Below are 26,538 nucleotides of genomic sequence, written 5' to 3' on the forward strand. Positions count from 1 at the left end.
AAGGGGAACCCCATGTTGGCGATGTCGGATCGAATTCGCGCAGCACGCACCAGCGCAGGGATGTCACAAACGCAGTTGGCGGTGGAAACCGGGGTCAAGCGCAGCGCGGTGGCGCAGTGGGAACGGCGTGGGGGCACCCATCCAAGTGTGTCGCATCTGGCACATATCGCCATCAGTACTCGGGTGCGCTTCGAGTGGTTGGCCACCGGCCGCGGGGTGTGCAAGGCCAGCGGAGAGGAACTCACGATGACCGCGCCCGCACAGGACTACGTGCGCGACGACCTGGAAGGCAACATTCTGTCGCTGCTGCGGCGGCTGCCACCGCGCAAGCGGCAGGTCGCGCAATCGATCATCGAGATGCTGGCCGTGTAGCGGACGGCCGCGGGTGATCAGCCCGCGGACTCCAGCGCGGCGCGCGGCGGCAGCGACCAGTCGATGCGGTCGTGGCCGCGGCGCTGCAGGTACTCGTTGGTCATCGAGAAATGGCGGCAGCCCAGGAAACCGCGATGCGCCGACAGCGGCGAAGGATGCGGCGCCTTGAGCACGCGATGCCGACCGGTATCGATGACCTTGCCTTTCTGCTGCGCATAGCTGCCCCACAGCAGGAACACCAGGCCTTCGCGCTCGCGGTTCAGGGTGTCCACGACGTGATCGGTGAAGCCTTCCCAGCCGCGACGCTGATGCGAGCCGGCGTTGCCCGCTTCCACGGTCAGCACCGCGTTGAGCAGCAGCACACCACGATGCGCCCACGGCAGCAGGCAACCATGGTCGGGGCGCGGAATGCCCAGATCGGCCTCGATCTCCTTGTAGATGTTCAGCAACGATGGCGGCACCGGTACGCCCGGCATCACCGAGAAACTCAGGCCGTGCGCCTGGCCCTGCCCGTGATACGGGTCCTGGCCGAGGATGACCACCTTGACCTGGTCGAAGGGCGTGGCATCGAACGCGGCGAAGATCTGCGGGCCGGGCGGGAACACCTGCGCCCCGGCCGCCTTGCGCTGGCGCAGGAACGCGGAGAGTTCGCGCATGTCCGGACGCAGCAGGTAATCACCGATACGCGTCTTCCAGCTCGGTTCGAGCTGGATGCTGGGCACTACATCGTCATTCATCGCACTACAGGCTTGTCGTTGAGGCGGGACAGGCGCAGCTGGAACAGCACCTTGGTGATGAGCAGCCGCTCTTCGATCGGTTTCTGCACCAGATCGTTGGCACCGGCCTGGAGCAGGCCGGATTGATTGTGCGGGTTGCCGTCACCGGTCATCACCAGCACCGGCAGGCGGCGCTTGCCGTAGCCGAAATCCACGCGCACGCGCTGCACCACATCGCGGCCACTGAGCTCGCCCTTGAGCGTGACATCGGTGAGCACCAGGTCGATGCGGTGGCTGCTGCGGCCGAGCGATTCGGCCGTGAGCAGCGCGAAGGCATCTTCGGCGGTCAACACATGCAGCACGTTCAAACCCTGCCGTTCGAGCATGCGCTTGGTCGCTTCGGCGACGACGCGGCTGTCTTCGACGTACAGGATGGTCGCGCCGGGAATCGTCTCCGGCTGCACATAGCCACGGATGAAGGTGGCCAGTGCTTCGTGCCCGAGCGCCTTGTCGAAATAATCGGTGACGTACTCGGTGAAGCGGCGCTGCTCCAGATGCTGCTGCGCGTCGCCGGACACCACGATCACCGGCACGTAGGCCTGGCCCGCCGCGTCACGCACGATGCGCGCCAGGTCCAGCCCGTCGCCATCACTCAGGGTGAGCGAGGTGGTGACCAGACTGACGGGCCCGGCGTCCAGCGCCGCACGCGCCTCGGCGATGCTCGCGCAGCCCACCACCTCCACCGCCGGCAGTTCGCGTTGCAGCACATCGGCAATCAACTTGCGGACCAGCCTGGAGCCGTCGACGACCATCACGCGCGGTGCGTCGTCGGCGAGGTGCTTGAGGGCTTGCGGACGCATGCGGGCCTCAGGTTTCGGTCGGACGGGTCTGGCGCAGGAAATGCCCCGTCACCAGCCAGGCGCCCAGCCAGCCCAGCACCACGGTGCCGAGCAGCACGAACGAGGAATGCAGCAGATCCAGACCATGCAACACGAACGGACTGCCATAACTCTGCGAGAGCGCGGCCAGCGGCGGGCGCAGGGCCAACCCGGCCGCACCGATCAACGCGAGGGCGACCGCGCCGGCGCCCAGGCCGTACCACGCGCCCAGATACAGGAAGGGCCGACGGATGAAGCCATCGCTGGCGCCGAGCAGCTGCAGCACGCCGATCTCATCGCGGCGGGCCTGGATGTCCAGCCGCACCGTATTGCCCACCACCAGCGCGGCACCAAGGCCGAGCAGGACCGACAGCACCTGCACCAGGCGCGTGCCGAAGCCGAGCCAGCCATCCAGGCGCTTGCGCCACAGCGCATCGTGCTGGACCAGGTCGGCCTGCGGCAGGCCCTCCAGCGACTGCGCCAGGCGCGCGTCATCGGTGCCCTCGCCCGGGGTCACGATCAGCAGGGTCGGCAGCGGATTGTCATGCAGTGCATCGATGGCTTCGCCGAGCCCGGCGCTCTCGCGCAGCTCGGCCAGCCCCTGCTCCGGCGTCTGCACGGTGACGTTGGCCACGTCGGCGCGACCGCGCAGGGTCTCGGCCACCTGGCGCGCCGCATCGTCACCGGCGTCGGTCTTCAGGAAGAGATTGATGTCGCGCGACTGCTGCACGCTGCCGGCGAAGTGCTTGAGGTTGTCCAGCGCGATCGACAGGCCCAGCGGCAGCGCGAGCGCCAGCGCCATGACCATCACCGTGAGCAGCGTCGCCCACGGCTTGCGCCACGCGCGGCCGAGGCTGAAGACCACGCTGTGGCCGTGATGGTGCAGCCACACGCCCAGGCGTGAGGGCGCGGCGGTTTCTTTGGTCACCGGTGCGTTCATTCGGCCAGGTCCTGCGGCGAGATGTCATCGACCAGGCGGCCGTGGTCCAGGATCAGCACGCGCTTGCGCATGCGCCGCAGCAGGGCCAGATCGTGGCTGACCACCAGCACGCTGGTGCCACGGTCGGGCAGCTCGGCGAACAAGGCCATGATCTCCGCCGCCAGTGTGGGATCCAGATTGCCGGTCGGTTCGTCGGCGACCAGCAGCTTGGGCTCGCCGACAATCGCACGGGCGATGCCGACGCGCTGCTGCTCACCGGCCGACAACTGCGAGGGCAGCGCCTTCTCGCGGTGCCCCAGGCCCATGCGCTCGAGCACCGAGCGCACGCGCTTGCCGATCTCGTTGCGGCGGGTGCCGCGCAGGATCAACGGCAGGGCGACGTTCTCGGCGATGCTGCGGTCCATCAGCAGGCGGTGGTCCTGGTAGACCGCACCGACCTCGCGCCGATGCCGCGGAATGCTGCCGCCGCGCACCTTCAGCAGGTTGCGCTCATCGAAGATCACCGCGCCGCGGCTGGGCCGCTCGTCGAGATGGATCAACTTGAGCAGGGTGCTCTTGCCCGCACCGGAGTGACCGGTGACGAACAGCATTTCCCCGGGGGCGACATCGAAGCTGACGTCCACCAGTGCCTGGTGGCCGCCGGCATATTGTTTGCTGACATTGTCAAAACGCAGGACGCTCATCCCCTGATTATGCAGGACGAGGGTGGCGTGTAGGTAACGGCAACCGGGTGGGTCTGCTCCGTAGTGCCGGCCGCTGGCCGGGGGAAGCGCCATCGCATTCGCGCTGTCGCCCCACGGTTCGCTGCGCAAACCGTGGGCCCCTCTCATCAGCACTCGATCCCCCGTCGCTTCGCGACCGCCCCCTTACCAAGGGGGCTATACCCCCCAGGCATCGCGGGTGGCGCGTCCGGTCTTACGAACCGGACAGCATCCGTCGGATCTTGCGGCCCAGGCGGGTCAGGAACGAGGCGCCCGGGTCGGCGGCCGGCGTGCCGCGCATCGGCTTGGCGGTCACCTGCACCGGGGTCACCGGGCCGGTCGCTGCCGCGCCTTCGGCACCCTCGACCGGACGGCCGTGGCGACGACGACGACGCTTGCGCGGCGCGCGCTCACCTTCCACCGCCGGGCTGCCTTCGGCAGACGGGGCAGCGGTCGGCGCGAGCTGCGGCTTGGCCTCGGCATCGACCGCATCGACGGCGGCGACCGGCTGCTCGCCTTCCACGCGCGGCTTGCGCTCGCGGCGGGGCTTGCCATCGGCACTGCGCTCACCCGGGGCGCGGCGCTCGCCGCGTCCACCGGACGGCTTGCCGCCACGGCTGCTGCTGCCACCGCCACGGCGCTGCTCTTCGGCGGCACGCGCTTCGCGTGCTTCGCGGAAGATCTGGCCGACGCTCTCATTCTCGTCGCCCTCGGCATCGCCCTCGCCTTCCGGCAGCGGGGCGCGCGGCGCGCGCGGGATCGGGGTCAGGATTTCGCTGGTGACCGGTTCGACCGGGATCTTCTGTTCGATGTAGGCCTCGATGTCCGGCAGGCCCATCGCATAGCGCTCGCAGGCGAAGCTGATCGCATCGCCCTCTTCGCCCAGGCGAGCGGTGCGGCCGATGCGGTGCACGTAGTCTTCCGCATCGAACGGCAGGTCGTAGTTGTAGACGTACTTGATGCCATCGATGTGCAGGCCGCGGGCGGCGACATCGGTGGCCACCAGGATTTCCAGCTGGCCCTTCTGGAAGCGGTTGAGCAGGCTCTCACGCTTCTTCTGCGGCACGTCGCCGGACAGCACGCCGACGCGGTAGCCGGCCTTTTCCAGCGAACGCGCGACGCGCTCGACGAACACCTTGGTATTGACGAACACCATGGTGCGGGCGCCTTCGCTGCGCGAGAGCAGGCCCAGCAGCAGCGGAATCTTCTCTTCGTCGGCCGGGAAGTAGATGCGCTGGCGGACGCGGGCGGCGGTGATCGATTCGCTCTCCACCACCAGCTTCTGCGGCTCGTTCATGTGCTCATAGGCCAGCTCCAGCACGCGATGGCTGAGCGTGGCGCTGAACAGCAGCGTCTGGCGCGTGGAGCGCTCGGGCATGCGGCGCAGCAGGAAGCGGATGTCCTTGATGAAGCCCAGGTCGAACATGCGGTCGGCTTCGTCGAGCACGCAGATTTCGCAGGCGTGCAGCGAAACCACCTTGTGCTGCTTGACGTAGTCGATCAGGCGGCCCGGGGTGGCGATGATCACGTCCACGCCCTGCTGCAGGATCTCGCGCTGCTTGTCGTAGTCCACGCCACCGTAGACCAGCGCGAAGCGCAGGCCGAGGTCGGAACCGAACTTCACCGCGTCCTTGTGGATCTGGATGGCCAGCTCACGGGTCGGGGCCAGGATCAGCGCGCGCGGATCTTCCGGCTTGCGGTCGGCCAGCGCCGGGCGGGTCAGCAGGCGGTTCACGACCGCGACCAGGAACGCCAGGGTCTTGCCGGTACCGGTCTGGGCCTGGCCGGCGACGTCGCCACCGGGCAGTGCCACCGGCAGGGTCAGCGCCTGGATCGGGGTGCAGCGGGTGAAACCAGCACTTTCAAGCCCGGATTGGAGCGCCGGATGCAGGTCGAAAGTGGAGAAGGTCAAATCGGTCAGCGGTTTGTCGCTCATGAGTCCGTCTTGGTAAGGCCATCCCGGCAGAGGTGCGGGGTGGCTTGCAATCTTGGGGGGCACCGTCGCAAACGGCCCCTGCGCCGGGATTGGCGGGGCCGGACTCCAGGTCCAGGGCGCCGCACAATGCCCCAGTTTAGCGCAATGTCGGCGCCAAACCGGGATAGTTCGTCGCACAACCTGATGAGAATGCCCGCCCGGCGCGCCGTTGCAGGGCGGTCCAGCGCCCCGGGAGTGATCTGCACCCCGCATTCACCGGGCCTGCCGCCGGTTGAACGGCCCCGCTGGCGGGGGTGGAACCGGGGTCCAGGCCCCCGCATATCGAAGGGGATCGTCGCGACACCGCAGGTGGGCGATCACGGGATGCTTCTTTCCAACCAGCGTCTGTCCGGTCACGGCGATAGCGGTACACTGCGCCCCGTGAGCGTCCAGGCATCCGCCGAACGCACCGCTGGCCGCCCGCGGCCACGAGGCACCAGACGCGGGTGACGCCCGGGTGGCGTTGCCCAACTTCAACTTCCTCCGGCCCTGCCGGGTGCATTACCAGACGAGAAACCAAGATGAGCGACAAGGTTGTACACGTCAGCACCGCTGACTTCCAAAGCGCAGTACTGGATTCCAAGGAACCGGTGCTGGTCGATTTCTGGGCCGAATGGTGTGGTCCCTGCAAGATGATCGCCCCGGCGCTGGACGAACTGGCCGACGCCTATAACGGCCGCGCCAAGATCGCCAAGGTCAACGTCGACGAACAGCGCGAACTGGCCGCCAAGTACCACGTGCGCTCGATCCCGATGCTGCTGGTGTTCAAGGACGGCGAAGTCCAGGCCCAGCAGATCGGTGCCGTCGGCAAGGCCCAGCTGGCCGGCATGCTCGACAAGGCCCTGGCCTGATCGCAGCAGGCAGCCGGCCCGTCCGGCTGCCACGCGGGCCCGTCGCCCGCATGAATGACCCTGCCCCACCCGGCTTGCGCGCCGCCGCGAGCCGGTGTTAGTGTCGGCATATCCGGCCGCATTCGCGCGCCGCATCTTCTGGACGCAGTTTCCTTCCAGATCCTTTCCCAACGTTCGCCGCCCTGCCGGGCGCTCGCACCTTCTAGCGAGGAATCCAGCACTTGTCCGATATCACTACTTCCGAACCCGGGAGCGCCGACGCGCCCGCCGAGAAGCGCGTGCGCAAGCCGCGCGTCGCCAAGGCCGCCGCCAACACCGGTGCCGACGCAGGTTCCCCCCCCTCACAACCCGCTCTGCCTCTGGCTGCCGCGTCTGACGCGCCGGCGCCGGCTGCCGCTCCTTCGGCAGCTCCGCAGGCATCGGCACCGGCGGCTTCTGCCGGTGGCGACGCATCGCCCTCGCAGGGCGGTGGTCAGCAGGACACCGGCGACGGTGGCCAGCGCAACCAGAACGGCCGCAACCAGAACCCGCAGGGCGGGCAGAACCCGTACCAGCAGGGTCAGGGCCAGAACCAGGGCCAAGGCCAGGGTCAAGGTCAAGGCCAGGGCAACCGCCGCGATCGTTTCCGCAATCGCCGTGACCGCAACCGCGGTGGCGATCGCTACAACGACGACGGCATGCCGCAGGACAACGGTGAACAGCAGCCGTTCGTGCGCAGCCAGCAGGCCAACGTGCCCGAAGGCTTCCCGGTCTACTCGCTGAGCGACCTCAAGCGCATGCCGGCGCAGAAGCTGCTGGAAATCGCCGAGCAGCTGCAGATTTCCGAAGGCGTCGCCCGCGCCCGCAAGCAGGACGTGATCTTCGCCCTGCTCAAGGTGCTGACCCGCCATGGCGACGGCGTTGCCGCCGACGGCGTGCTGGAAATCCTGCCGGACGGCTTCGGCTTCCTGCGCGCGGCCGAAGCCAGCTACCTGGCCGGCCCGGACGATACCTACATTTCGCCCAGCCAGATCCGCCGCTTCAACCTGCGGACCGGCGATCATCTGTCCGGCCGCATCCGCTTCCCGAAGGACGGCGAGCGTTACTTCGCGCTGTCGATCGTGGACACCATCAATGGTGAGCCGCTGGAAGCGTCGAAGAACAAGGTGCTGTTCGAGAACCTGACCCCGCTGTTCCCGCGCAAGCGCTTCACCCTGGAACGTGGCAACGGTTCGTCCGAAGACATCACCGGCCGCATCCTCGATCTGATGGCACCGCAGGGCAAGGGTCAGCGTTCGCTGATCGTCTCCCAGCCCAAGGCCGGCAAGACGATGATGATGCAGCAGGTGGCGACGGCGATCACCACCAATCATCCGGACGTGCACCTGATCGTCCTGCTGATCGATGAGCGCCCGGAAGAAGTGACGGAAATGCAGCGCACCGTGCGCGGCGAAGTCATCAGCTCCACCTTCGACGAGCCGGCCGCCCGTCACGTGCAGGTCGCCGAAATGGTGATCGAGCGTGCCAAGCGCCTGGTCGAGCACAAGAAGGACGTGGTGATCCTGCTCGACTCGATCACCCGCCTGGCGCGTGCCTACAACAACGTGGTGCCCAGCTCCGGCAAGGTGCTCACCGGTGGTGTGGACGCCAACGCCCTGCACCGTCCGAAGCGCTTCTTCGGCGCCGCGCGCAACGTGGAGGAAGGCGGCAGCCTGACCATCATCGCCACCGCGCTGGTCGATACCGGCAGCAAGATGGACGAGGTGATCTACGAAGAGTTCAAGGGCACCGGCAACAGCGAAGTGCACCTGAGCCGTCGCATCTCCGAAAAGCGCGTGTTCCCGGCGATCGACATCAACCGCTCGGGTACCCGTCGCGAAGATCTGCTGATCGAACCGGAACTGCTGCAGAAGATCTGGATCCTGCGCAAGCTGCTGCATCCGATGGATGAAATGGCTGCGATGGAATTCCTGCTCGACAAGATGAAGAACACCAAGTCCAACGACGAGTTCTTCGGTTCGATGAAGCGCTGATCGGCGCATCATCCGGACAGGAAAAGGCCCCGCAGTGCGGGGCCTTTTTCGTATCGAGATCCTGACTTCGGCATCTTCCGGACGGAACGGCGCGCTGGACTACCCAGCCGCCGTCGCGTTGCCTCAGCCGCCGTGGCGCGAACCACGCCACGCGTAGAACGCAATGAAGACGTAGCACAGCATGGGCAGCAGGAAGGACAGCTGCAGCCCGTGGTGGTCGGCCAGCCAGCCCATCGCAAGGGGAATGACCGCCCCACCGACAATCGCCATCACCAGCAGGCTCGACGCCTGCCCGGTCAGCGTACCCAGCCGTGCGATCGCCAGAGCGAAGATGGTCGGGAACATGATCGAGTTGAACAGGCCGATGCTGACCACGCTCCACTTGGCCAGGTTGCCGCTGCCCAGCATCGTCACCGTGAGCAGGGCCATCACGATCAACGCGAACACACCCAGCATGCGGCGCGGGTCGAGACGGGTCAGCAACGCCGCACCGAGCAGTCGGCCGACCAGCGCACCGCCCCAGTACAGCGACACGTAGCGCGTGGCTTCCTGTTCGGTCAGGCCCTCGCCGATGCCCGGCATCGAGAGGAAGTTGACCAGCACGCTGCCGATCGAAACTTCGGCGCCCACGTAGAAGAAGATCGCCAGCACGCCGTAGCGCAGGTGGCGGTGGCGCAGCGCATCGCGCAGCCGGCCGCGACCGCTGGCCGCCGTGTCCTCCACGCCCGGGATCGTCGGCAGGCGGAACATCCAGATCGCTACCGCCAGCACGAACAGTGCAAGCGCCAGACCGAAGTACGGCAGCTGCACCGACTGCGCTTCGGCGGCGCGATAGGCCAGCGCCTCGGCCTGCGGCAGCAAGGCCAGCTCATCAGCGGTGCGCGGCGCAGCCGAGAGGATCAGCAGCCCGCCGAACAGCGGCGCGATGGTGGTGCCCAGCGCATTCATCGACTGCGCAAGCGTCAGCCGACTGGAACTGGTCTGTTCCGGCCCGAGCAGCGCGACGTAGGGATTGGCGGCCACCTGCAGCACCGTGATGCCGGTGGCCAGTACGAACAGCGCACCGAGGAACAGGCCGTACACATGCGCCTGCGCAGCCGGCCAGAACAGCAGCGCGCCGACGCCGGCAATGGCCAGCCCGGCGACGATGCCACGCTTGTAGCCCACCGCCGCGACCAGGCGCCCGGCGGGCAGCGACATCAGGAAGTACGCACCGAAGAAGGTGAACTGGACCAGCATCGCCTGTACCCAGGTCAGCGCGAACGCCGCCTTGAGATGCGGAATCAGGATGTCATTGAGGCACGTGAGGAAGCCCCACATGAAGAAAATGGCGGTGACCACGGCCAGTGCAACGCGATTGCTTTGCACATGTTGTCCGCGGACGGCAGCGGGGGTATCCATCGCGTGTCCTTCCAGATAGGGAGTGCCGGTCAATTGGCAGCCAGACATGGAACCCGCTTGCGCCTCGATTGTCCAGCACTGTCGGCAGCACACACGGCAGCGCTCCGGGCACGACATGCACCGGCTGCCGCCAGCGCCGCGGGATGCAGCGTGCTGCTCCGCGGACGCACCGCTTCACCCACGCGGCAGCGTAATCCGCAATAATCGCCGCCGAAAGTGTTGTTGACCGCCCGGGGGCGGGGTCGTCGGCGGACGGGCGCGGAATGCGCACCGGTTCCAGGCGATGTCGTGCGCTCCTGACTGCTTCGCCGTTGCCGTTCCACCCGCCTGTCCGGTTGGCGCTGCACCCTGCTGCCCGTGAACCGCATGCGCCCGTTGTCTGCCCGTCTCACTCTCGGCACGTTGATCCTTGCCCTGGCCCTGCTCAGCGCGATCATCGCCCTGGCCAACACCCTGCATGCCAGCTACCGCGTGCAGCGTGAGCAGTTGATCGGCAACACGCTGGAAGCCAACCGCGTGTACGCCAGCAAGCTTGCCGAGTCGACCCAGAACTTCGTGCTGTCGGCCCAGCAGCAGGTCGCCTACAGCGCCACCCTGCTCGGCCAGCGCCGTCACGATCGCGAGGCGCTGGAAGCCGAGGCCGCGCGCCTGCAGCTGCAGACCAACAGCTTCAACTCGGTGCTGATCGTGGATGCGGGCGGCACCGTGCTGGCCACCTCGCCGCAGAGCCTGGCGCTGCAGGGCGTGCTGCTCAAGAGCAGCGGCAACCGCGATGCCCTCGATCGCCGCGTGCCCTTCATCAGCGACCCGTACGAGTCGGCGACAGGCCGGCTGCTGGTCGCGATCTCGCACCCGATCTTCTCGGCACAGGGCGAGTACCAGGGCTACGTCAGCGGGACGATCTACCTGCGCCAGCGCAGCATCCTGCAGTCCCTGCTGGGAAAACACTATTACCGCGATGGCTCCTACCTGTACGTGGTCGATCGCCACGGTCGCATCCTGTACCACATCGAACAGGACCGGGTCGGCCAGTTCGCGCTGGAGAACCCGGCCGTCCAGGCGGTCACCCAGGGGCATTCCGGCGCGCAGCAGGTGCGCAACAGCCACGGCGTATTGATGCTGGCCGGCTATGCACCGGTGCCGAGCGTGGGCTGGGGCGTGGTCGCCCAGCGCCCGACCACCGCCACGCTGGCCGCGCTGTCCAAACTGATGTCCTCGGTGATCTGGAACGCGATCCCGCTGGGCATCCTGTCGCTGTTGATCACCTGGTGGTTCGCACGGCGCATCTCGCGGCCGCTGTGGCAGCTGGCGCGCAACGTGCAGAACCGCGACACCGGCATCGCCATCCGCCATGTCACCGGCATCCGCGCCTGGTACTACGAGGTGGCTCAGCTCAGGACCGCCCTGCTCTACAGCTTCAACCTGCTGCAGGACCGCATCGGCAAGCTCAACCGCGCCAGCATGACCGACCCGCTCACCGGCCTGCAGAACCGGCGTGGCCTGCAGCAGGGGCTGGAAGACTGGCAGGCGCGCGGGCAACCGTTCGGGATCATCGCGCTGGACATCGACCGCTTCAAGACCATCAACGACCGCTTCGGCCACGCCGTCGGCGATGCGGTGATCCTGCGCATCGCGCAGCTGATGCGCGATGACGCGCGCGATACCGACCTGCTCTGCCGCAACGGGGGCGAAGAATTCCTGGTTCTGCTGCCGGGTGTCGACGCGACCAACGCCGCCCAGGTGGCCGAGCGCCTGCGCGTGCAGGTCGCCGCCGAAGTGTTCGAGCAGGTCGGCACGGTGACCGTGTCGCTGGGCGTGGCCCACTACCCGACCTATCACGCCGATCCGCAGCAGGCACTGCGGCTGGCCGACAAGGCGCTGTACATGGCCAAGGAACAGGGCCGCAACCGCACGGTGGTGTATCCGCAGCCGGAAGGCCCGGGCAACGGTTGAGGCAAGGGTCGCGGGCGCAGCACGCCCGCGATCCTGTGCGGCTCAGCCGCCGAGCGGCGTCAGCAGCGTTGGCCCCTTCCTGGGGGCGTCCGCCATGAAGACCCCGTCGGCAGGCAGCAGATCGGCATTGACATCGGCGCTCATCGCCTTGTCGCTGCGCCACGGCGCCGGCTGGCGCGGGCCGGGAATGTAGGCATCCCAACGGCCGTAGCGCTCCACCTCGTTACCGAAGGAGAAGCGCACCGGCACACGCACGGTCCAGCTCGCGTCATCCTTGCTGTCGCCACTGCTCGGTACCTTGAACGTCCATTTGCGTGCAGCGCCCATCGATACCCGTGCCAGTTTGTCGCGCATCCTGCGCATGTTCGCCTCGTTGGCGATCACGCGCAGGTTGACCTGCTCGGCAGCCACATCCAGTACTTTGCCATCGCGCCCGACCTGCACCAGCAGCAGCACGTCGCCGCGCCCACCCGCGTTGTAAACGTCCTCGGGATACGCCGGGAGCGACATCTTCAACCGGGTGACGCTGTCCGTCGCCGTCTCGTCGTACTGCTCGAAGTTGGCCGCCAGCAGCGTGACCAGGCTGCTGCCATCGGGACGGTTCTTCGCGCCCAACCGCAGGCTCACCGGGGTACGTGCCCTGACCGCGTGGCCGTCCACCAGCACCGGTGCGAAACGCCATGTCTGCACCGCGCCCTCGACGAATCGCACGATGGTCTCGTCGACCTGACCCCGCTTGTCGAGGCGGAACGTTTCCACCCGGCCATCGGTCCCGATGTCGATCTCGCCGGTGAGCACCATGCTGGCCTCGGCATGCTCGCGCACCTCGCGCTTGGTCTGCGCGCTCGCATCGGATGGCAAGGCCATGCCGACCCCGCTGAACGCCAGCGCCACTGCCAGAATCCGGGAATACCCCATCGCACTATCTCCTTGTGGATGCCCCACAGCCTAGCGCAGCCGCGACCACGCAGCCAATCAGGTAGCCGAGCGAGGCACCGTGGTGCATCCGCGGCCGGAAGGCCCGGGCAACGGTTGAGGCGGCGATCGCGGGCGCAGCACGCCCGCGATCCTGTGGCTCAACCGCCCAATGGCGTGCGCAGCCGCGGCACGTCCGGGTCGCCGGCCAAGGTTGCCGAGCCCTCGCTCAGCAGATCGGGTGAGAAACCGGCATTGTCGGCACGGGTGGTCCACGGAATCCGGCTGCGCGGCCCCGGCACGTAGGCGCGCCAATGGCGCAGATCATCGGCTGGGGTGCCGCCAATGGAGAACGTGACCGGCACACGCAGGGTGCGGTGGGGCTGATCCAGCGCGACATCCTCGGTTCTCTGCGGGAAGCGCCACCTGCGCGCGGCATCCAGCGAGGCCTTGGCCAGGCCACTGCGGAACGCCTCCAACTGCTTGGGCGTACCGGTACTGCGCAGGTTGACCTGCTCAGCGACCTGGTCGACCACACGGCCGTCGCGGTCGACCTTCAACGCCAGATAGACCGTTCCCTGGCCGCCGGCCCGGAATACGTCAGCGGGATAGCGCGGCGCCGGCATGCGCCCACGGATGTCGGCGGCCCGTTCGGCATCACTCTTTGCAGACACGAAGTGCACGCTGACCAGATGCACGTTGAACGTCTCGTTGTCACCTGGCCGCGCCACCACACGCACGGTCATCTGTGTCTCGGTGGCCACTGCAACGCCGTCACGCAGCTGCGGCTCGAACTCCCATTTCTGTACGGTGTCACGCACCAGCGTGGCCACTGCCTCGGGAAGCTTGTCCTGCTTGTCGATCTTCAGCGCGCTGATACGACCGTCGTCGCCAATGGTGAGGGCGCCCTCGATCCGCATGCCCATTTCCAGGGGCACATCGGCCCCCAGCTTGGCGGCATGCGCCGGTGCTGCCGCCAACGCGACTGCCACGGCAAGTCCCTTGATGATATCCATTCCGTTGTTCCTCCTTGTGCCATCCATCGTTGTCGATATCGACAGCATAGCGAGCACTGACCACGTTACCAATCGAATCGATGGATGCATCCCGGTCTTACGAAAGGCGCCTTCGCAGTAGGTGCAAGGCGTCAATGGCGGGCGACGTAGCGCATCTGCGCTCCTGCAGCCAATCACGCCAGTCGCAGCACCGCGGCATAGGGCGGTGTGTCCGGGAAATCGCCGGCGGCGAACCCCGCCTGCAGCCGCTGCCACCACGCCGGATCGAACAGGTGGGCGAAATGCTCGCGCACCGCCGCCAGCTCGGCCGCGGGCAGGCCCATGAACATCCAGAAGCGCTCCGGAAACACATCGCGCGGACCGATCTGGAACCACGGCTCATCAGCCAGCGCTTCCTCCTCGTTGCGCGGCACCGGCCACGCACGGAAGTTGCACTCGGTGACCAGACACAGCTCATCGTAGTCGTAGAAGACCGCACGCCCATGCCGCGAGACGCCGAAGTTCTTCGGCAACATATCGCCGGGAAAGATGTTGTTGCGCGCCATGTCGGTGATCGCCTGCGCATAGTCCAGTGCGGCCACGCGTCGCGACTTCACGGTCTGCTCGCGCAGATACAGATTGAGCGGGCGGAATCGCCGCTGCACGTAGCACAGCGCGATCACCAGTTCGTCGCCGTCCTCATGCACGCTGCTGGCGCACTGGGTCAGCAGCTCGTCGCGCAGCGCCGCGGAGAAGCGCGCCCGCGGGAAGCGCAGGTGCCGATAGGGCTGCGCGTCAAGCAGTCGGCCAACACGGTCCAGGTTGAACACCAACGCATACTTCTCTTCCACCTGGTGCCGGGTCATGGTTTTCGGCCAGGCGAAACGGTCCCGGATCAGCTTGAACACCAGCGGATAGCTGGGCAGGGTGAACACCGCCATGACCATGCCGGGCGTGCCATCGGCATGCACCAACTGTTCCCCCGGCTGCTCCTGGAAATGGCGAAAGAAGGTGCGATAGCGCTCGGTCTTGCCCTGCTTGGCGCGCCCGAGCACCGTGTAGATCTCATCCACCGGCTTGCCCGGCAGCAGGCTGCGCAGGAATACCACCGCATCGCCCACGGTCGCCAGATCCGCCTGGAAATAGCTGCGCGAGACGCCGAACAGATGGGCGACATCGCGGCGCCGGGTCAGCACCGCATCCACGCGAACGCCGCGTTCGTCATGCACCAGCGCGATCACGCAGGGCGAGAAGCGATGCTCGCCGAACACGCGCCCGACCAGATAGGCGCGGCGCTCACGGTAGAACACGGTGTCGAGCAGTTCGATGCTGCGCACCGGGTAGTCGCCCCAGTGCGCCAGATCATCCTGCAGCCGCACCGCGATCGCGGCAGCGCAGCGCAGCTGGTGCGCATAGGGCACATGGAAGCGATAGTCACCGAGGACGCGCATGAACGCGTCGGCCGGGCGCGTCGGTGAGAGGGTATAACTGTGCCGCGCGACGGGATGGGTGATGGCGTCGGACGGCTCCACATCCATCGCCATGAACTCGATCGCCCCGTCCACGCCGCGGGTGGCGAACAGCCGGCGTGCCAGCGTGTTGTAGAAGGTCTTGTACAGTTCGGCGTCGATCAATCCGGCCAGCAGTGCGGCATACGCGGCGCGAACCTGCAGCCACAGCGCGCGCTCGCCCACACGTTCACCGACTGCGCGGCGCAGGGTATCGACGGTCTCGGCGATGCACTGGTCATACAGCGCGATGCGCTCCACGGCGTCCTGCCGCGCACCCGCCCAGTCGCGCTGTTCGAAGCGCTGCCGCGCACGCCGGCTGATCGCCGCGAAGCGCGCATGGTAGTCCTCGAAGCCATCGCGGATCAGCCGCGCGAGCGCGTCCGGCGTCGCGTTCATGCGACGCCCCGGACGGGGCAATGATGGAACCGGCAGGAACAGCAGGCGCGCATGCAGCCACTTCCAGAGGACCTGCCGCCACCATACGGCAGCGACTGGGCGCTTGCCCAGCGGGCACCCATAAAAAAACCCGCGCCGGAGCGCGGGTTCTTCATCGATCACCGCAGGTGCGGTACCGCTGCCTTACAGCGCAGACAGCGCGCTGTTGAAGGTGCTGCTCGGACGCATCGCGGCGCTGGCCTTGGCCACGTCCGGACGGTAGTAGCCGCCGATGTCGACCGCCTTGCCCTGCACCGCCGCCAGCTCACCGACGATGGCCTGCTCGTTGTCGGCCAGTGCCTTGGCCAGCGGGGCAAAACGGGCCTTCAGCGCGGCATCGTCATCCTGCGCGGCCAGGGCCTGGGCCCAGTACAGCGCGATGTAGAAGTGGCTGCCACGGTTGTCGATGCCGCCCAGCTTGCGCGACGGCGACTTGTCGTTGTCCAGGAACTGGCCGTTGGCCTGGTCCAGGGTCTTGGCCAGCACGGTGGCACCGGCGTTGTCGTAGCGGTTGCCCAGGTGCTCCAGCGACGCGGCCAGGGCCAGGAACTCACCCAGCGAATCCCAACGCAGGTAATCCTCTTCCACGAACTGCTGCACGTGCTTGGGCGCCGAACCACCGGCACCGGTCTCGAACAGGCCACCGCCGGCCATCAGCGGCACGATCGACAGCATCTTGGCGCTGGTGCCCAGCTCCATGATCGGGAACAGGTCGGTCAGGTAATCGCGCAGCACGTTGCCGGTGACCGAGATGGTGTCCTCACCCTTGCGGATGCGGTCCAGCGAGAACGCGGTCGCCTCCACCGGCGCCAGGATGCGGATGTCCAGGCCGCTGGTGTCGTGGTCCTTCAGGTAGGTCTCGACCTTGGCGATCACCTGCGCATCGTGCGCGCGGGCAGCGTCCAGCCAGAACACCGCCGGGGTGCCGCTCAGGCGGGCACGGTTGACGGCCAGCTTCACCCAGTCCTGGATCGGGGCGTCCTTGGTCTGGCACATGCGCCAGATGTCGCCGGTCTGCACGGCATGCTCGAAGATCACCTTGCCGGCGTCGTCGGTGACGCGCACGGTGCCGTCGGCCGGAATCTGGAAGGTCTTGTCGTGCGAACCGTATTCCTCGGCTTTCTGGGCCATCAGGCCGACGTTAGGCACCGAGCCCATGGTCGCCGGGTCGAAGGCACCGTGGGTGCGGCAGTCGTCGATCACGGCCTGGTACACACCGGCGTAGCAACGGTCCGGAATGACGGCCTTGGTGTCCTGCAGTTTGCCGTCGGCATTCCACATGCCACCGGAGTCGCGGATCATCGCCGGCATCGACGCATCGACAATCACGTCGCTGGGCACGTGCAGATTGGTGATGCCCTTGTCCGAATTGACCATGGCCAGGCCCGGGCGCTTGCCGTACTCGGCAGCCAGGTCGGCCTTGATCGCTTCCTGGGTGGCTTCGGGCAGCTGCGGCAGGCGCGCGAACAGATCGCCGATGCCGTTGTTCGGATCGAAACCGGCCTGCTTGAGCACGTCGGCGTGCTTGGCCAGCACATCCTTGTAGAACTCTTCAACGACCACGCCGAACATGATCGGGTCCGAGACCTTCATCATGGTGGCCTTCAGGTGCAGCGAGAACAGCACGCCCTTCGCCTTGGCATCGGCGATCTGCGCCTGCACGAACGAGGCCAGCGCAGTGCGGCTCATCACCGCGGCGTCGACGATCTCACCGGCCTTGACCGCGGTCTTTTCCTTGAGCACGACGCTGCTGCCATCGGCCTTGAACAGCTCGATCTTCAGGCTGCCGGCGTTGGCCAGCGTGGCCGACTTTTCGCTGCCGTAGAAATCACCGCCGTCCATGTGCGAGACATGCGACTTGCAGTCCTTGGACCACTTGCCCATGCGATGCGGATGCTTGCGAGCGTAGTTCTTGACCGACAGCGGCGCGCGGCGGTCGGAGTTGCCTTCGCGCAGCACCGGGTTCACCGCGCTGCCCTTGACCTTGTCGTAGCGCGCCTTGATGTCGCGCGAGACGTCGTCGGTCGGCACGTCCGGGTAGTTCGGCAGCGCGAAGCCCTGGTCCTGCAGTTCCTTGATCGCGGCCTTCAGCTGCGGCACCGAGGCGCTGATGTTGGGCAGCTTGATGATGTTCGCGTCCGGGGTGGTCGCCAGCTGGCCCAGTTCGGCCAGGTGGTCGGCTTCCTTCTGGTCGTCCTTCAGGTAATCCGGGAACAGGGCCAGGATGCGGCCGGACAGCGAGATGTCGCGGGTTTCCACGGCAATGCCGGCGGTGGCGGTGTAGGCCTCGACGATCGGCAGCAGCGACTGCGTGGCCAGGAACGGGGCTTCATCGGTGAGCGTGTAGAGAATCTTGGGCGTGTTCGACATGGGGGATCAGGGCTCTCTTGCAGATCTCGTGAATGATGGCCGACGGCAATGCCGGGCCGCGTGCAACCGTGTCGCGTGCAGGGCCTCGCAGAGCGTGGCCCGCACTTTCCCCGGGGACCGCGCCAACCGACGGCGCGCACGGCGGGAAACCCCCGCATTGTCGCGTTTTCAGCCCCCCGGAGCAAAGCCGTCCCATACGCAAACGTACTGGAACGCTGTGGTCTGGCAGGCGCCCATAAAAAAGACGCAGCCTCGCGGCTGCGTCCATCGTGAGCCTGTTGCCGGGAGAGAGTCGGCGCCTGGGCTTACTTGACCTCGAACTCCTGCGGCGATCCAGCCGCCTTACCATCTACCATGACTTCCGCGCGGTACTTGCCCGCCGGCCAGCCATTGGCATTCTTGAAGGCGATGTTGGTGGTCTCGGCACCGGTGGCGTTCACCACCTGGTTCTGCTCACCGGCGACCTGGCCGTTCTGGAAGGTCAGCTTGGCCGCCACGTTGGCGTTGTTGGCGCTGCCATCGGTGCGGATCGAGACGATGATGTCGTCCTTCGGCGCGAACAGCGCGGCCGAGGTGACGGTCTTGTCCGCCGCAGCGGTCTTGCCCACGGTGACCGCGGAGACCATCACACCGGTTGCAGCGGTCATCGGCTGCGGGGCGGCTTCGGTCATCGGGGCCGGGGCGGCAGGCGCGGTCGCTGCCGGCTGCGCGTTGTTGTCGGCGGTGTCTTCTTTCTTCTTGCAGCCGGCCAGGGCCACGGTGGCCAGAAGCGCGGCGAGAACGGCAGTACTGATGGACGACTTCTTCATGGAGGTTGCTCCCTGTGGAATGGTGGGCAGTGCGGCAAATCAGGCTTTGGGCGGCAGTTTCAGGGTCTGGCCCGGCTGGATTTTGTCCGGGTCGTCCAGCACGTCGCGGTTGGCCTCGAAAATGCGCTTCCACGCATTCCCATCGCCCAGTTCCTGCTTGGCGATCTTCGAGAGCGAATCGCCCTTCTGCACCGTGTAGGTGCCTCCGACCTTCTCCGCGGTGGTATCCACCGATGCGGTCACGCCCGAGAAATCAACCTGATCGACTTTCTGCGCGGTGGTATCGACGCTGGCGCTGACACCGGAAAAGTCGACTTTCTTATCGGTACTCATCCATACACTCCCGTCTTGATTGACGACATGGGAGGCACGGTGTCACAGGCCTTGTTAATGGGGCATGGCGTGGATGTGAAGACGTGCGGAACCTGACAGACGGGGCACCGCCGTCAGGTAGAGCCACGCCATGCGTGGCTGGCGGGGCCGATCGACCTCGCTGCCACGGGCAGCCACGCATGGCGTGGCTCTACCGTGGACTTGATGCCTGCTTGATCGCATCGACCAACGGTCGATGCCTACTGGCGCAGGTCGCGGACGGTGCGCGCCGGGGCGACGATGCCCGGGCTGGCCCGCCACGGGTTGATGTCCAGGCCGCCGCGGCGGGTGTAGCGCGCTTCCACTTCCAGCCACTGCGGCTGGCAGCGCTGGGTGATCTCGCTGAAGATCCGCTCCACGCACTGCTCGTGGAACTCGGCGTGTTCGCGATAGCTGATCAGGTACTTGAGCAGGCCGTCGCGGTCGATCTTCGGGCCGCGGTAGCGCACGCTGACACTGGCCCAGTCCGGCTGGCCGGTGACCGGGCAGTTGGACTTCAGCAGGGCCGAGCTCAACGTCTCGGTCACCACCTCATCGGCATCGGCGAACAGAAACTCCGGTGCGGGCGGGCCGTAGCGCTCGATGGCGACATCGCGTTCGTCCAGCGATTCGCCCTCGGCGTCTTCCACCAGCGGCGGCACGCCGAACACCACCGTCACCACCGCGCCGGCACAGGCTGACAGATCGCGGGTGATGCACAGCCGTGCGGCTGCGTCATCGTTGAAACGCGTGCTGTTGAGGGAGTTGAGGTAGAGCTTGAACGACTTGGATTCGATCAGGTTCGGCGAGGTGCACGGCACGCTGACCGTGGCGACCGCCACGCGCGGCTTGCCGCGACCGTCCAGCCAGCTCAGCTCATAGGCCTGCCAGCGGTCATGGCCGACGAACGGCAGCGCCGCGTCGTCCAGACCGATCTCCTCGCGGGCGCCACGGCGCGGGATGGGAAAGAGCAGGCCGGGATCGTACTGCGATGGGTAAGCCACCTCGCGACCGAGGCTGGAGTCCTGGGGGGTATTCATGCCGCCATTTTACGCCGGTAGGCGCGCGGCGTCCGGCGGCGAAAACGACAGGCCACGGCGACCAGGTGATGGCATCCCCAGTCGGCGGGAGGACCGGAACCCTCCCGCCCGTGCCGGGTTTCGCCCCGGCCAACGGCCGGGACCTACCGTCTGCCAGCCGTCCGCTGACTTCAGCCTGCGCCAGGCGCCGCAGCCGGCGTCCCATTGAGATAATCCAGACTCACCTGCAGCAGCGCGCGCAGGCCCACGTCCAGCGCCTTCTCATCGAGCAGGAACTTCGGCGAATGATTGGCCGGCGCGGTGGCGGGATCGATCCCTTCGCTGGTCGAGCCCACGAAGAAGAACATGCCGGGCACCTGCTGGGCGTACAGCGAGAAGTCCTCCGCGCCCATCTGCAGCGGCGGCTCGTAGACATTGCCCTCGCCCACCACGGCCTGCAGGCTCGGCAGCATCCGCGCGGTCAGCGCCGGATCGTTGACCGTGGCCGGGTTGCCCTCGGACTCGTAGATCTCCGTTTCCGCCTTGGCGCCATGGGCGGCGGCGGTGTGTTCGGCCACGTTGCGCAGGTCGGCGAAAATCTGCTGGCGCATGCCCTCGTCGAAGGTCCGGATGGTGCCGACCATCTCGACCTCATCGGGGATGATGTTGTAGCGGATGCCGCCCTTGATCGCGCCGAAGGTCACCACGGCCGGCTGCTTGGACAGGTTGGCGCGGCGGCTGACGATGGTCTGCGCGGTGCCGACCAGGTCGGCCGTTGCCACGATCGGGTCTACCCCGTTCCACGGCGCCGAGCCATGGGTCTGGCGACCGATCACCTTGATGCCGAACCGATCCGACGCGGCCATCAGCGGGCCGCCGCGCACCGCGATCTGGCCGGCCGGCACGCTGGAGAACACATGCAGGCCGAATACCGCCTCCGGCTTGAAGTCCTTGAACAGGCCTTCCTTGAGCATCAACGCCGCACCGCCCTCTTCCGGCGGCGGCGCGCCTTCCTCGGCGGGCTGGAAGATCAGCATCACTTCGCCGGGCAGGTTCGCGCGCATCTTCACCAGCGCATCGGCCACGCCCAGCAGGGTGGCGGTGTGGGCGTCGTGGCCGCAGGCATGCATCACCCCGACGGTCTCGCCGCGATAGGTGCTGGTGGCCTTGGAGGCGAACGGCAGGCCGGTCTGCTCGGTCACCGGCAGCGCGTCCATGTCCGCGCGCAGGGCGATCCGCGGGCCGGGCTTGCCGCCTTTGATGATCGCCACCACGCCGTGGTGGGCGATGCCGGTCTGCGGCTTCAGGCCCATCGCGCGCAGGCGCTCGGCGACCTTGGCCGAGGTGCGTTCTTCGCGGTTGGACAGCTCCGGGTGCTCGTGGAAGTCGCGGCGCCAGTCGATCACTTGGGCCTTCAGGCGGGTCGCGGCGGCGGCCACTTCCGGGCGTTCGGCAGGGGCGGCGGCGGCCAGGCCGGGGGCGGCCAGCAGCAGGGCGGACATCAACAGCGACAGACGGGGCATTGAGGGTCTCCACGGGTCAGGACGGCGGTCGAACCTGAATGTAGGGCATCGGCGCCGATCACGCTGTAACTTTCTGCCCCGGCAGACGTTCATGCATGGAACCTCACCCGTCACATCCGGTCTGATCGCCCGTCCCATCCGTCATGCATGAAAGCCCACGGGCGACGGGTATGCTTTGCGCCTAGCCAACCGGGGCCCCCCGCCCTCCGCCAGCCCCCTCAGGAGTTATTGAATGTCGCGTTTCTGGAAGATCGTGCTGCTGGTGGTCGCAGTGCTGGTGGTTGCCGTTGTCGGCGTGCGCCTGATGGGTGGCAAGAAGGGGGACGCGGCGGGTCCGGCAGCCGAAGGGCGCCAGGGCGGTGACCCGGCCAATGCAGGCCCGGTGCCGGTCACGGTGATCGATGCGGTCCGCCAGGACGTACCGGTCTATGCCAGCGCGCTGGGCACGGTCGCGGCGATGAACACCGTCACGGTGAGCCCGCAGGTGGGCGGCCAGCTGATCAGCCTGAACTTCAAGGAAGGCCAGGAAGTGAAGAAGGGCGACCTGCTCGCGCAGATCGATCCGCGCACCCTGCAGGCCAGCTACGACGAAGCCGCGGCGGCCAAGCGGCAGAACCAGGCCCAGCTCGCCACCGCGCGCTCCAACTACCAGCGCTCCAATTCGCCCGAGTACCGCCAGTACGTGGCCAAGACCGACCTGGACACCCAGCGCAACCAGGTCGCCCAGTTCGAGAGTGCCGTGGCCGCCAACGAGGCCAGCATGCGCGCCGCCCAGGTGCAGCTGCAGTACACCCGCGTCACCGCGCCGATCTCCGGCATCGCCGGTATCCGCGCGGTCGATGCCGGCAACATCGTCAGCGCCGGCACCGCGCTGGTGACGCTGACCCAGATCCATCCGATCCACGTGGTGTTCAACCTGCCCGAGCGCCAGCTGCCGGCCGTGCGCCAGGCCCAGGCCGCCGGCGCGGTGGATATCGCCGCGCTGGACCGCAACGATGCGCACGTGCTCACCGATGGCGGCAAGCTGGACGTGGTCGACAACCAGATCAGCAGCGACAGCGGCACCTTCCGCGCGCGCGCCCTGTTCGACAACGAAGACAATTCGCTGTGGCCGGGCCAGTTCGTCAACGTCCGCATGCAGCTGCGCACCATCGCCGGCGGCGTGGTGATCCCGACCCAGGCCGTGATGCGCGGCCCGGATGGCGAGTACGTCTATATCGTCAAGCCGGACAGCACCGTGGCCATGCAGACGGTCAAGAGCGGCGTGGAAGTCGGCGACAGCCAGGTGCAGATCACCGAAGGCCTGAAGGGCGGCGAGCGGGTCGTGAGCGAAGGCCAGTTCCGGCTCAAGCCGGGCGCCAAGGTCACCGCGCTCAAGCCGGGCGAAACCCCGGCCGCGCCGACCGAAGCCGAGCTCAAGGCCGCCCAGCAGCAGGGTGGCGGTGGACGCCGCGGCGGCGGTCCGCGCTGATCGCGCCCGCCCCACGTTCCTGACGCCGGCGCACCTGCCGGCGTTCGCCTGATCCACCGCAGCACGACGCACCAGCAAGGACCCGCCCGTGGGCTTTTCGACGATTTTCATCCGCCGCCCGATCGCCACTTCGCTGCTGATGGCGGGCCTGCTGCTGCTCGGCATCCTCGGCTACCGCCAGCTGCCGGTGTCGGCGCTGCCCGAGATCGATGCGCCGAGCCTGGTGGTGACCACCCAGTACCCCGGCGCCAACGCGGTCACCATGGCCTCGCTGGTGACCACGCCGCTGGAGCGCCAGTTCGGGCAGATCTCCGGGCTGGAGATCATGACCTCCGATTCGTCGGCGGGGCTGTCCACGATCATCCTGCAGTTCTCGATGGACCGCGACATCGACATCGCCGCGCAGGACGTGCAGGCCGCGATCCGCCAGGCCACCCTGCCCTCCTCGCTGCCCTACCAGCCGGTCTACAACCGGGTGAACCCGGCCGACGCGGCGATCGTCACCCTCAAGCTCACCTCCGACACGCGCCCGCTGCGCGACGTCAACAACTACGCCGACTCCATCCTCGCCCAGCGCCTGTCGCAGGTGCAGGGCGTGGGCCTGGTCTCCATCGCCGGCAACGTGCGCCCGGCCGTGCGCATCCAGGTCAATCCGGCGCAGCTGTCCAACATGGGCCTGACCCTGGAAGACCTGCGCAGCGCGCTGACCCAGGCCAACGTCAACGCGCCCAAGGGCTCGCTCAACGGCAAGACCCAGTCCTACTCGATCGGCACCAACGACCAGCTGACCAGCGCCGCCGAGTACCGCGACACCATCATCAGCTACAAGAACAGCCGCCCGGTACGCCTGTCCGACGTGGCCAACGTGGTCGACGGCGTGGAGAACGACCAGCTGGCCGCATGGGCCGATGGCAAGCCGGCGGTGCTGCTGGAAGTGCGCCGCCAGCCCGGCGCCAACATCGTGCAGACCGTCGAGCGCATCCGTGCGCTGCTGCCGCAGCTGCAGAACGTGCTGCCGGCCGACGTGCACCTGGAAATCTTCAACGACCGTACCGAGACCATCCGCGCCTCGGTGCATGAGGTGCAGTTCACCCTGATCCTCACCATCGGCCTGGTGGTCGCGGTGATCTTCGTGTTCCTGCGCCGCCTGTGGGCGACCATCATTCCCTCGGTGGCGGTGCCGCTGTCGCTGGCCGGCACCTTCGGCGTGATGGCATTCGCCGGCATGTCGCTGGACAACCTCTCGCTGATGGCGCTGGTGGTGGCCACCGGCTTCGTGGTCGACGATGCGATCGTGATGATCGAGAACATCGTGCGTTACATCGAACAGGGCAAGAGCGGACCCGAAGCGGCCGAGATCGGTGCGCAGCAGATCGGCTTTACCGTGCTCTCGCTGACCATCTCGCTGGTGGCGGTGTTCCTGCCGCTGCTGCTGATGCCCGGTGTCACCGGCCGGTTGTTCCACGAATTCGCCTGGGTGCTGAGCATCGCGGTGACGCTGTCGATGCTGATCTCGCTGACGCTCACCCCGATGATGTGCGCCTACCTGCTCAAGCCCGATGCGCTGCCCGAAGGCGAAGACGCGCACGAGCGGGCGGCCGCGTCCGGCAAGACCACCGTGTGGTCGCGCACCGTCGGCCTGTACGAACGCAGCCTGGACTGGGTGCTCGAGCATCAGCCGCTGACCCTGGCCGTCGCCGCCGGCGCACTGGTGCTGACCGTGGTGCTCTACATCGTGATCCCCAAGGGCCTGCTGCCCGAGCAGGACACCGGCCTGATCACCGGCGTGGTCCAGGCCGACCAGAACATCGCCTTCCCGCAGATGGAGCAGCGCACCAAGGCCGTGGCCGAAGCGCTGCGCGGCGACCCGGCGGTGACCGGCGTGTCGGCCTTCATCGGCGCCGGCACCATGAACCCCACGCTCAACCAGGGCCAGCTGTCGATCGTGCTGAAGGAGCGCGGCGACCGCGACGGGCTTGATGAAATCCTGCCGCGCCTGCAGAAGGCCGTGGCCGGCATCCCCGGCGTGGCGCTGTACCTCAAGCCGGTGCAGGACGTCACCCTGGATACCCGCGTGGCCGCCACCGAGTACCAGTATTCGCTGTCGGACGTGGACAGCGCCCAGGTCGCGCTGCAGGCCACGCGGATGACCGAGGCGCTGCGCCAGCGTCCGGAGCTGGCCGACGTGGACAACAACCTGTCCAACCAGGGGCGCGCGCTCGAGCTGACCATCGACCGCGACAAGGCCAGCGTGCTCGGCGTGCCGATGCAGACCATCGACGACACGCTGTACGACGCCTTCGGCCAGCGCCAGATCTCGACCATCTTCACCGAGCTCAACCAGTACCGCGTGGTGCTGGAAGTGGCGCCGGAGTTCCGCACCAGCACCGCGCTGATGAACCAGCTGGCGGTCGCCTCCAACGGCGCCGGCGCACTGACCGGCAGCAATGCGACCAACTTCGGCCAGGTGACCTCGTCCAACTCGTCCACCGCCACCGGTATCGGCGCGCAGAACACCGGCATCCCGGTCGGCGCCGGCAACATCATCCCGCTGGCCGCGCTGGCCGAAGGCCGGGTCACCAGCACCCCCCTGGTGGTCAGCCACCAGCAGCAGCTGCCGGCGGTCACGGTGTCGTTCAACATCGCGCCCGGCTACTCGCTGTCCGATGCGGTGAAGGCGATCGAAGAGACCAAGGCCAGCCTGGACATGCCCTCGCAGGTGCACGCGCAGTTCATCGGCAAGGCCGCCGAGTTCACCGGCAGCCAGACCGACGTGGTGTGGCTGCTGCTCGCCTCGCTGGTGCTGATCTACATCGTGCTGGGCGTGCTGTATGAGAGCTACATCCACCCCTTCACCATCATCTCCACCCTGCCCCCGGCCGGCGTCGGCGCGCTGCTGGCGCTGATGGTGTGCGGGCTGCCGCTGTCGGTGGACGGCATCGTCGGCATCGTGCTGCTGATCGGCATCGTCAAGAAGAACGGCATCATGATGGTCGACTTCGCGATCGAGGCCCGCCGCACCGGGGCCAACGCGCATGAAGCGATCCGTCGTGCCTGCCTGCTGCGTTTCCGCCCGATCATGATGACCACCGCTGCCGCGATGCTCGGTGCATTGCCGCTTGCGCTGGGCACCGGCATCGGCTCGGAACTGCGTCGTCCGCTGGGCATCGCCATCGTCGGCGGCCTGCTGCTGTCGCAGCTGGTCACGCTGTACACCACGCCAGTGATCTACCTGTACATGGAACGCTTCTCAGAGCGCCTGCGCCAGCGTCGCGAACAGCGCGCGCTGCGCCACGGCCATGCACCGGTGCGGGAGCCGCAGGCGTGATGATGAGCACCG

General features: G+C 67.3%; 20 protein-coding genes. 6 read left to right on the forward strand and 14 right to left on the reverse strand.

Going from position 1 to position 26,538, the window contains the following annotated elements:
* Nucleotides 1-21 precede the first annotated feature (21 nt).
* Nucleotides 22-372 carry a helix-turn-helix transcriptional regulator gene (locus AB9O74_RS06105; RefSeq protein ID WP_346477845.1) on the forward strand — a complete coding sequence of 117 codons (351 nt, stop codon included), beginning with the start codon at nt 22-24 and terminating at the stop codon, nt 370-372.
* A gap of 17 nt (nt 373-389) precedes the next feature.
* On the opposite strand, the gene ung is transcribed toward AB9O74_RS06105, so the two are convergent.
* The 5 genes from ung to rhlB form a co-directional block, all read right to left on the reverse strand.
* Complete coding sequence (gene ung, locus AB9O74_RS06110; protein ID WP_176987996.1) at nt 390-1,109, reverse strand: uracil-DNA glycosylase; 720 nt, start codon at nt 1,107-1,109, stop codon at nt 390-392.
* A complete protein-coding gene (locus tag AB9O74_RS06115) occupies nt 1,106-1,948 on the reverse strand; it encodes a response regulator (RefSeq protein WP_176987995.1) in 843 nt (280 codons plus the stop codon). Before AB9O74_RS06115 ends, ung begins: the two co-directional genes overlap by 4 nt.
* Before the next feature lie 7 nt (nt 1,949-1,955).
* On the reverse strand, nt 1,956-2,906 hold the full coding sequence (gene ftsX / locus AB9O74_RS06120; protein WP_369348767.1) for a permease-like cell division protein FtsX: 951 nt from the start codon (nt 2,904-2,906) through the stop codon (nt 1,956-1,958).
* Nucleotides 2,903-3,589 (reverse strand): cell division ATP-binding protein FtsE, encoded by a 687-nt coding sequence (gene ftsE, locus AB9O74_RS06125; RefSeq protein WP_019183511.1) that lies wholly within the window; start codon nt 3,587-3,589, stop codon nt 2,903-2,905. Before ftsE ends, ftsX begins: the two co-directional genes overlap by 4 nt.
* 232 nt (nt 3,590-3,821) lie before the next feature.
* The gene (rhlB, locus tag AB9O74_RS06130; RefSeq protein WP_176987993.1) at nt 3,822-5,543 is read right to left on the reverse strand and encodes an ATP-dependent RNA helicase RhlB; all 1,722 of its coding nucleotides are present in this window, start codon (nt 5,541-5,543) and stop codon (nt 3,822-3,824) included.
* 560 nt (nt 5,544-6,103) lie between these two features.
* On the opposite strand from rhlB, the gene trxA reads away from it, so the two are divergent.
* Together trxA and rho are read left to right on the forward strand one after the other, a co-directional pair.
* Nucleotides 6,104-6,433, forward strand: a complete 330-nt coding sequence (gene trxA, locus AB9O74_RS06135; protein WP_176987992.1) for a thioredoxin — start codon at nt 6,104-6,106, stop codon at nt 6,431-6,433.
* 221 nt (nt 6,434-6,654) lie between these two features.
* The gene (rho, locus tag AB9O74_RS06140) at nt 6,655-8,445 is read left to right on the forward strand and encodes a transcription termination factor Rho (RefSeq protein WP_369348768.1); all 1,791 of its coding nucleotides are present in this window, start codon (nt 6,655-6,657) and stop codon (nt 8,443-8,445) included.
* Nucleotides 8,446-8,568: 123 nt separating this feature from the next.
* Here rho and AB9O74_RS06145 read toward each other — a convergent pair whose 3' ends face one another.
* Nucleotides 8,569-9,765: a sugar MFS transporter gene (locus tag AB9O74_RS06145; RefSeq protein ID WP_369348919.1), complete on the reverse strand. Its 1,197-nt coding sequence runs from the start codon at nt 9,763-9,765 to the stop codon at nt 8,569-8,571.
* Nucleotides 9,766-10,212: 447 nt separating this feature from the next.
* Here AB9O74_RS06145 and AB9O74_RS06150 point away from each other — a divergent pair, with 447 nt between their 5' ends.
* Complete coding sequence (locus AB9O74_RS06150) at nt 10,213-11,799, forward strand: sensor domain-containing diguanylate cyclase (RefSeq protein ID WP_354274594.1); 1,587 nt, start codon at nt 10,213-10,215, stop codon at nt 11,797-11,799.
* A 42-nt stretch (nt 11,800-11,841) separates the two neighbouring features.
* On the opposite strand, the gene AB9O74_RS06155 is transcribed toward AB9O74_RS06150, so the two are convergent.
* The 8 genes from AB9O74_RS06155 to AB9O74_RS06190 all read right to left on the reverse strand — a co-directional run bounded on the left by AB9O74_RS06155 (nt 11,842) and on the right by AB9O74_RS06190 (nt 21,727).
* Nucleotides 11,842-12,717 (reverse strand): energy transducer TonB, encoded by an 876-nt coding sequence (locus AB9O74_RS06155; RefSeq protein ID WP_369348769.1) that lies wholly within the window; start codon nt 12,715-12,717, stop codon nt 11,842-11,844.
* A gap of 158 nt (nt 12,718-12,875) precedes the next feature.
* Nucleotides 12,876-13,730: a protein tonB gene (locus tag AB9O74_RS06160; RefSeq protein WP_369348770.1), complete on the reverse strand. Its 855-nt coding sequence runs from the start codon at nt 13,728-13,730 to the stop codon at nt 12,876-12,878.
* 173 nt (nt 13,731-13,903) lie between these two features.
* Nucleotides 13,904-15,616, reverse strand: coding sequence for a bifunctional isocitrate dehydrogenase kinase/phosphatase (gene aceK / locus AB9O74_RS06165; RefSeq protein WP_369348771.1), 1,713 nt, complete (start codon nt 15,614-15,616; stop codon nt 13,904-13,906).
* A 183-nt stretch (nt 15,617-15,799) separates the two neighbouring features.
* Entirely contained in the window at nt 15,800-18,025 is a 2,226-nt protein-coding gene (locus tag AB9O74_RS06170; protein WP_369348772.1) for an NADP-dependent isocitrate dehydrogenase, read from the reverse strand.
* A gap of 305 nt (nt 18,026-18,330) precedes the next feature.
* Complete coding sequence (locus tag AB9O74_RS06175; protein WP_369348773.1) at nt 18,331-18,834, reverse strand: hypothetical protein; 504 nt, start codon at nt 18,832-18,834, stop codon at nt 18,331-18,333.
* 39 nt (nt 18,835-18,873) lie between these two features.
* A complete protein-coding gene (locus tag AB9O74_RS06180; protein WP_346477857.1) occupies nt 18,874-19,167 on the reverse strand; it encodes a LysM peptidoglycan-binding domain-containing protein in 294 nt (97 codons plus the stop codon).
* A 239-nt stretch (nt 19,168-19,406) separates the two neighbouring features.
* Entirely contained in the window at nt 19,407-20,225 is an 819-nt protein-coding gene (queF, locus tag AB9O74_RS06185; protein ID WP_369348774.1) for an NADPH-dependent 7-cyano-7-deazaguanine reductase QueF, read from the reverse strand.
* Between the two features lie 170 nt (nt 20,226-20,395).
* The gene (locus AB9O74_RS06190) at nt 20,396-21,727 is read right to left on the reverse strand and encodes a M20 family metallopeptidase (protein ID WP_369348775.1); all 1,332 of its coding nucleotides are present in this window, start codon (nt 21,725-21,727) and stop codon (nt 20,396-20,398) included.
* A gap of 232 nt (nt 21,728-21,959) precedes the next feature.
* On the opposite strand from AB9O74_RS06190, the gene AB9O74_RS06195 reads away from it, so the two are divergent.
* Together AB9O74_RS06195 and AB9O74_RS06200 are read left to right on the forward strand one after the other, a co-directional pair.
* Entirely contained in the window at nt 21,960-23,198 is a 1,239-nt protein-coding gene (locus tag AB9O74_RS06195; protein WP_369348776.1) for an efflux RND transporter periplasmic adaptor subunit, read from the forward strand.
* A gap of 88 nt (nt 23,199-23,286) precedes the next feature.
* Complete coding sequence (locus AB9O74_RS06200) at nt 23,287-26,526, forward strand: efflux RND transporter permease subunit (protein ID WP_369348777.1); 3,240 nt, start codon at nt 23,287-23,289, stop codon at nt 26,524-26,526.
* Nucleotides 26,527-26,538 lie beyond the last annotated feature (12 nt).

The organism is Stenotrophomonas sp. JAG2, from assembly GCF_041080745.1.
Lineage (GTDB): Bacteria > Pseudomonadota > Gammaproteobacteria > Xanthomonadales > Xanthomonadaceae > Stenotrophomonas > Stenotrophomonas maltophilia_AA.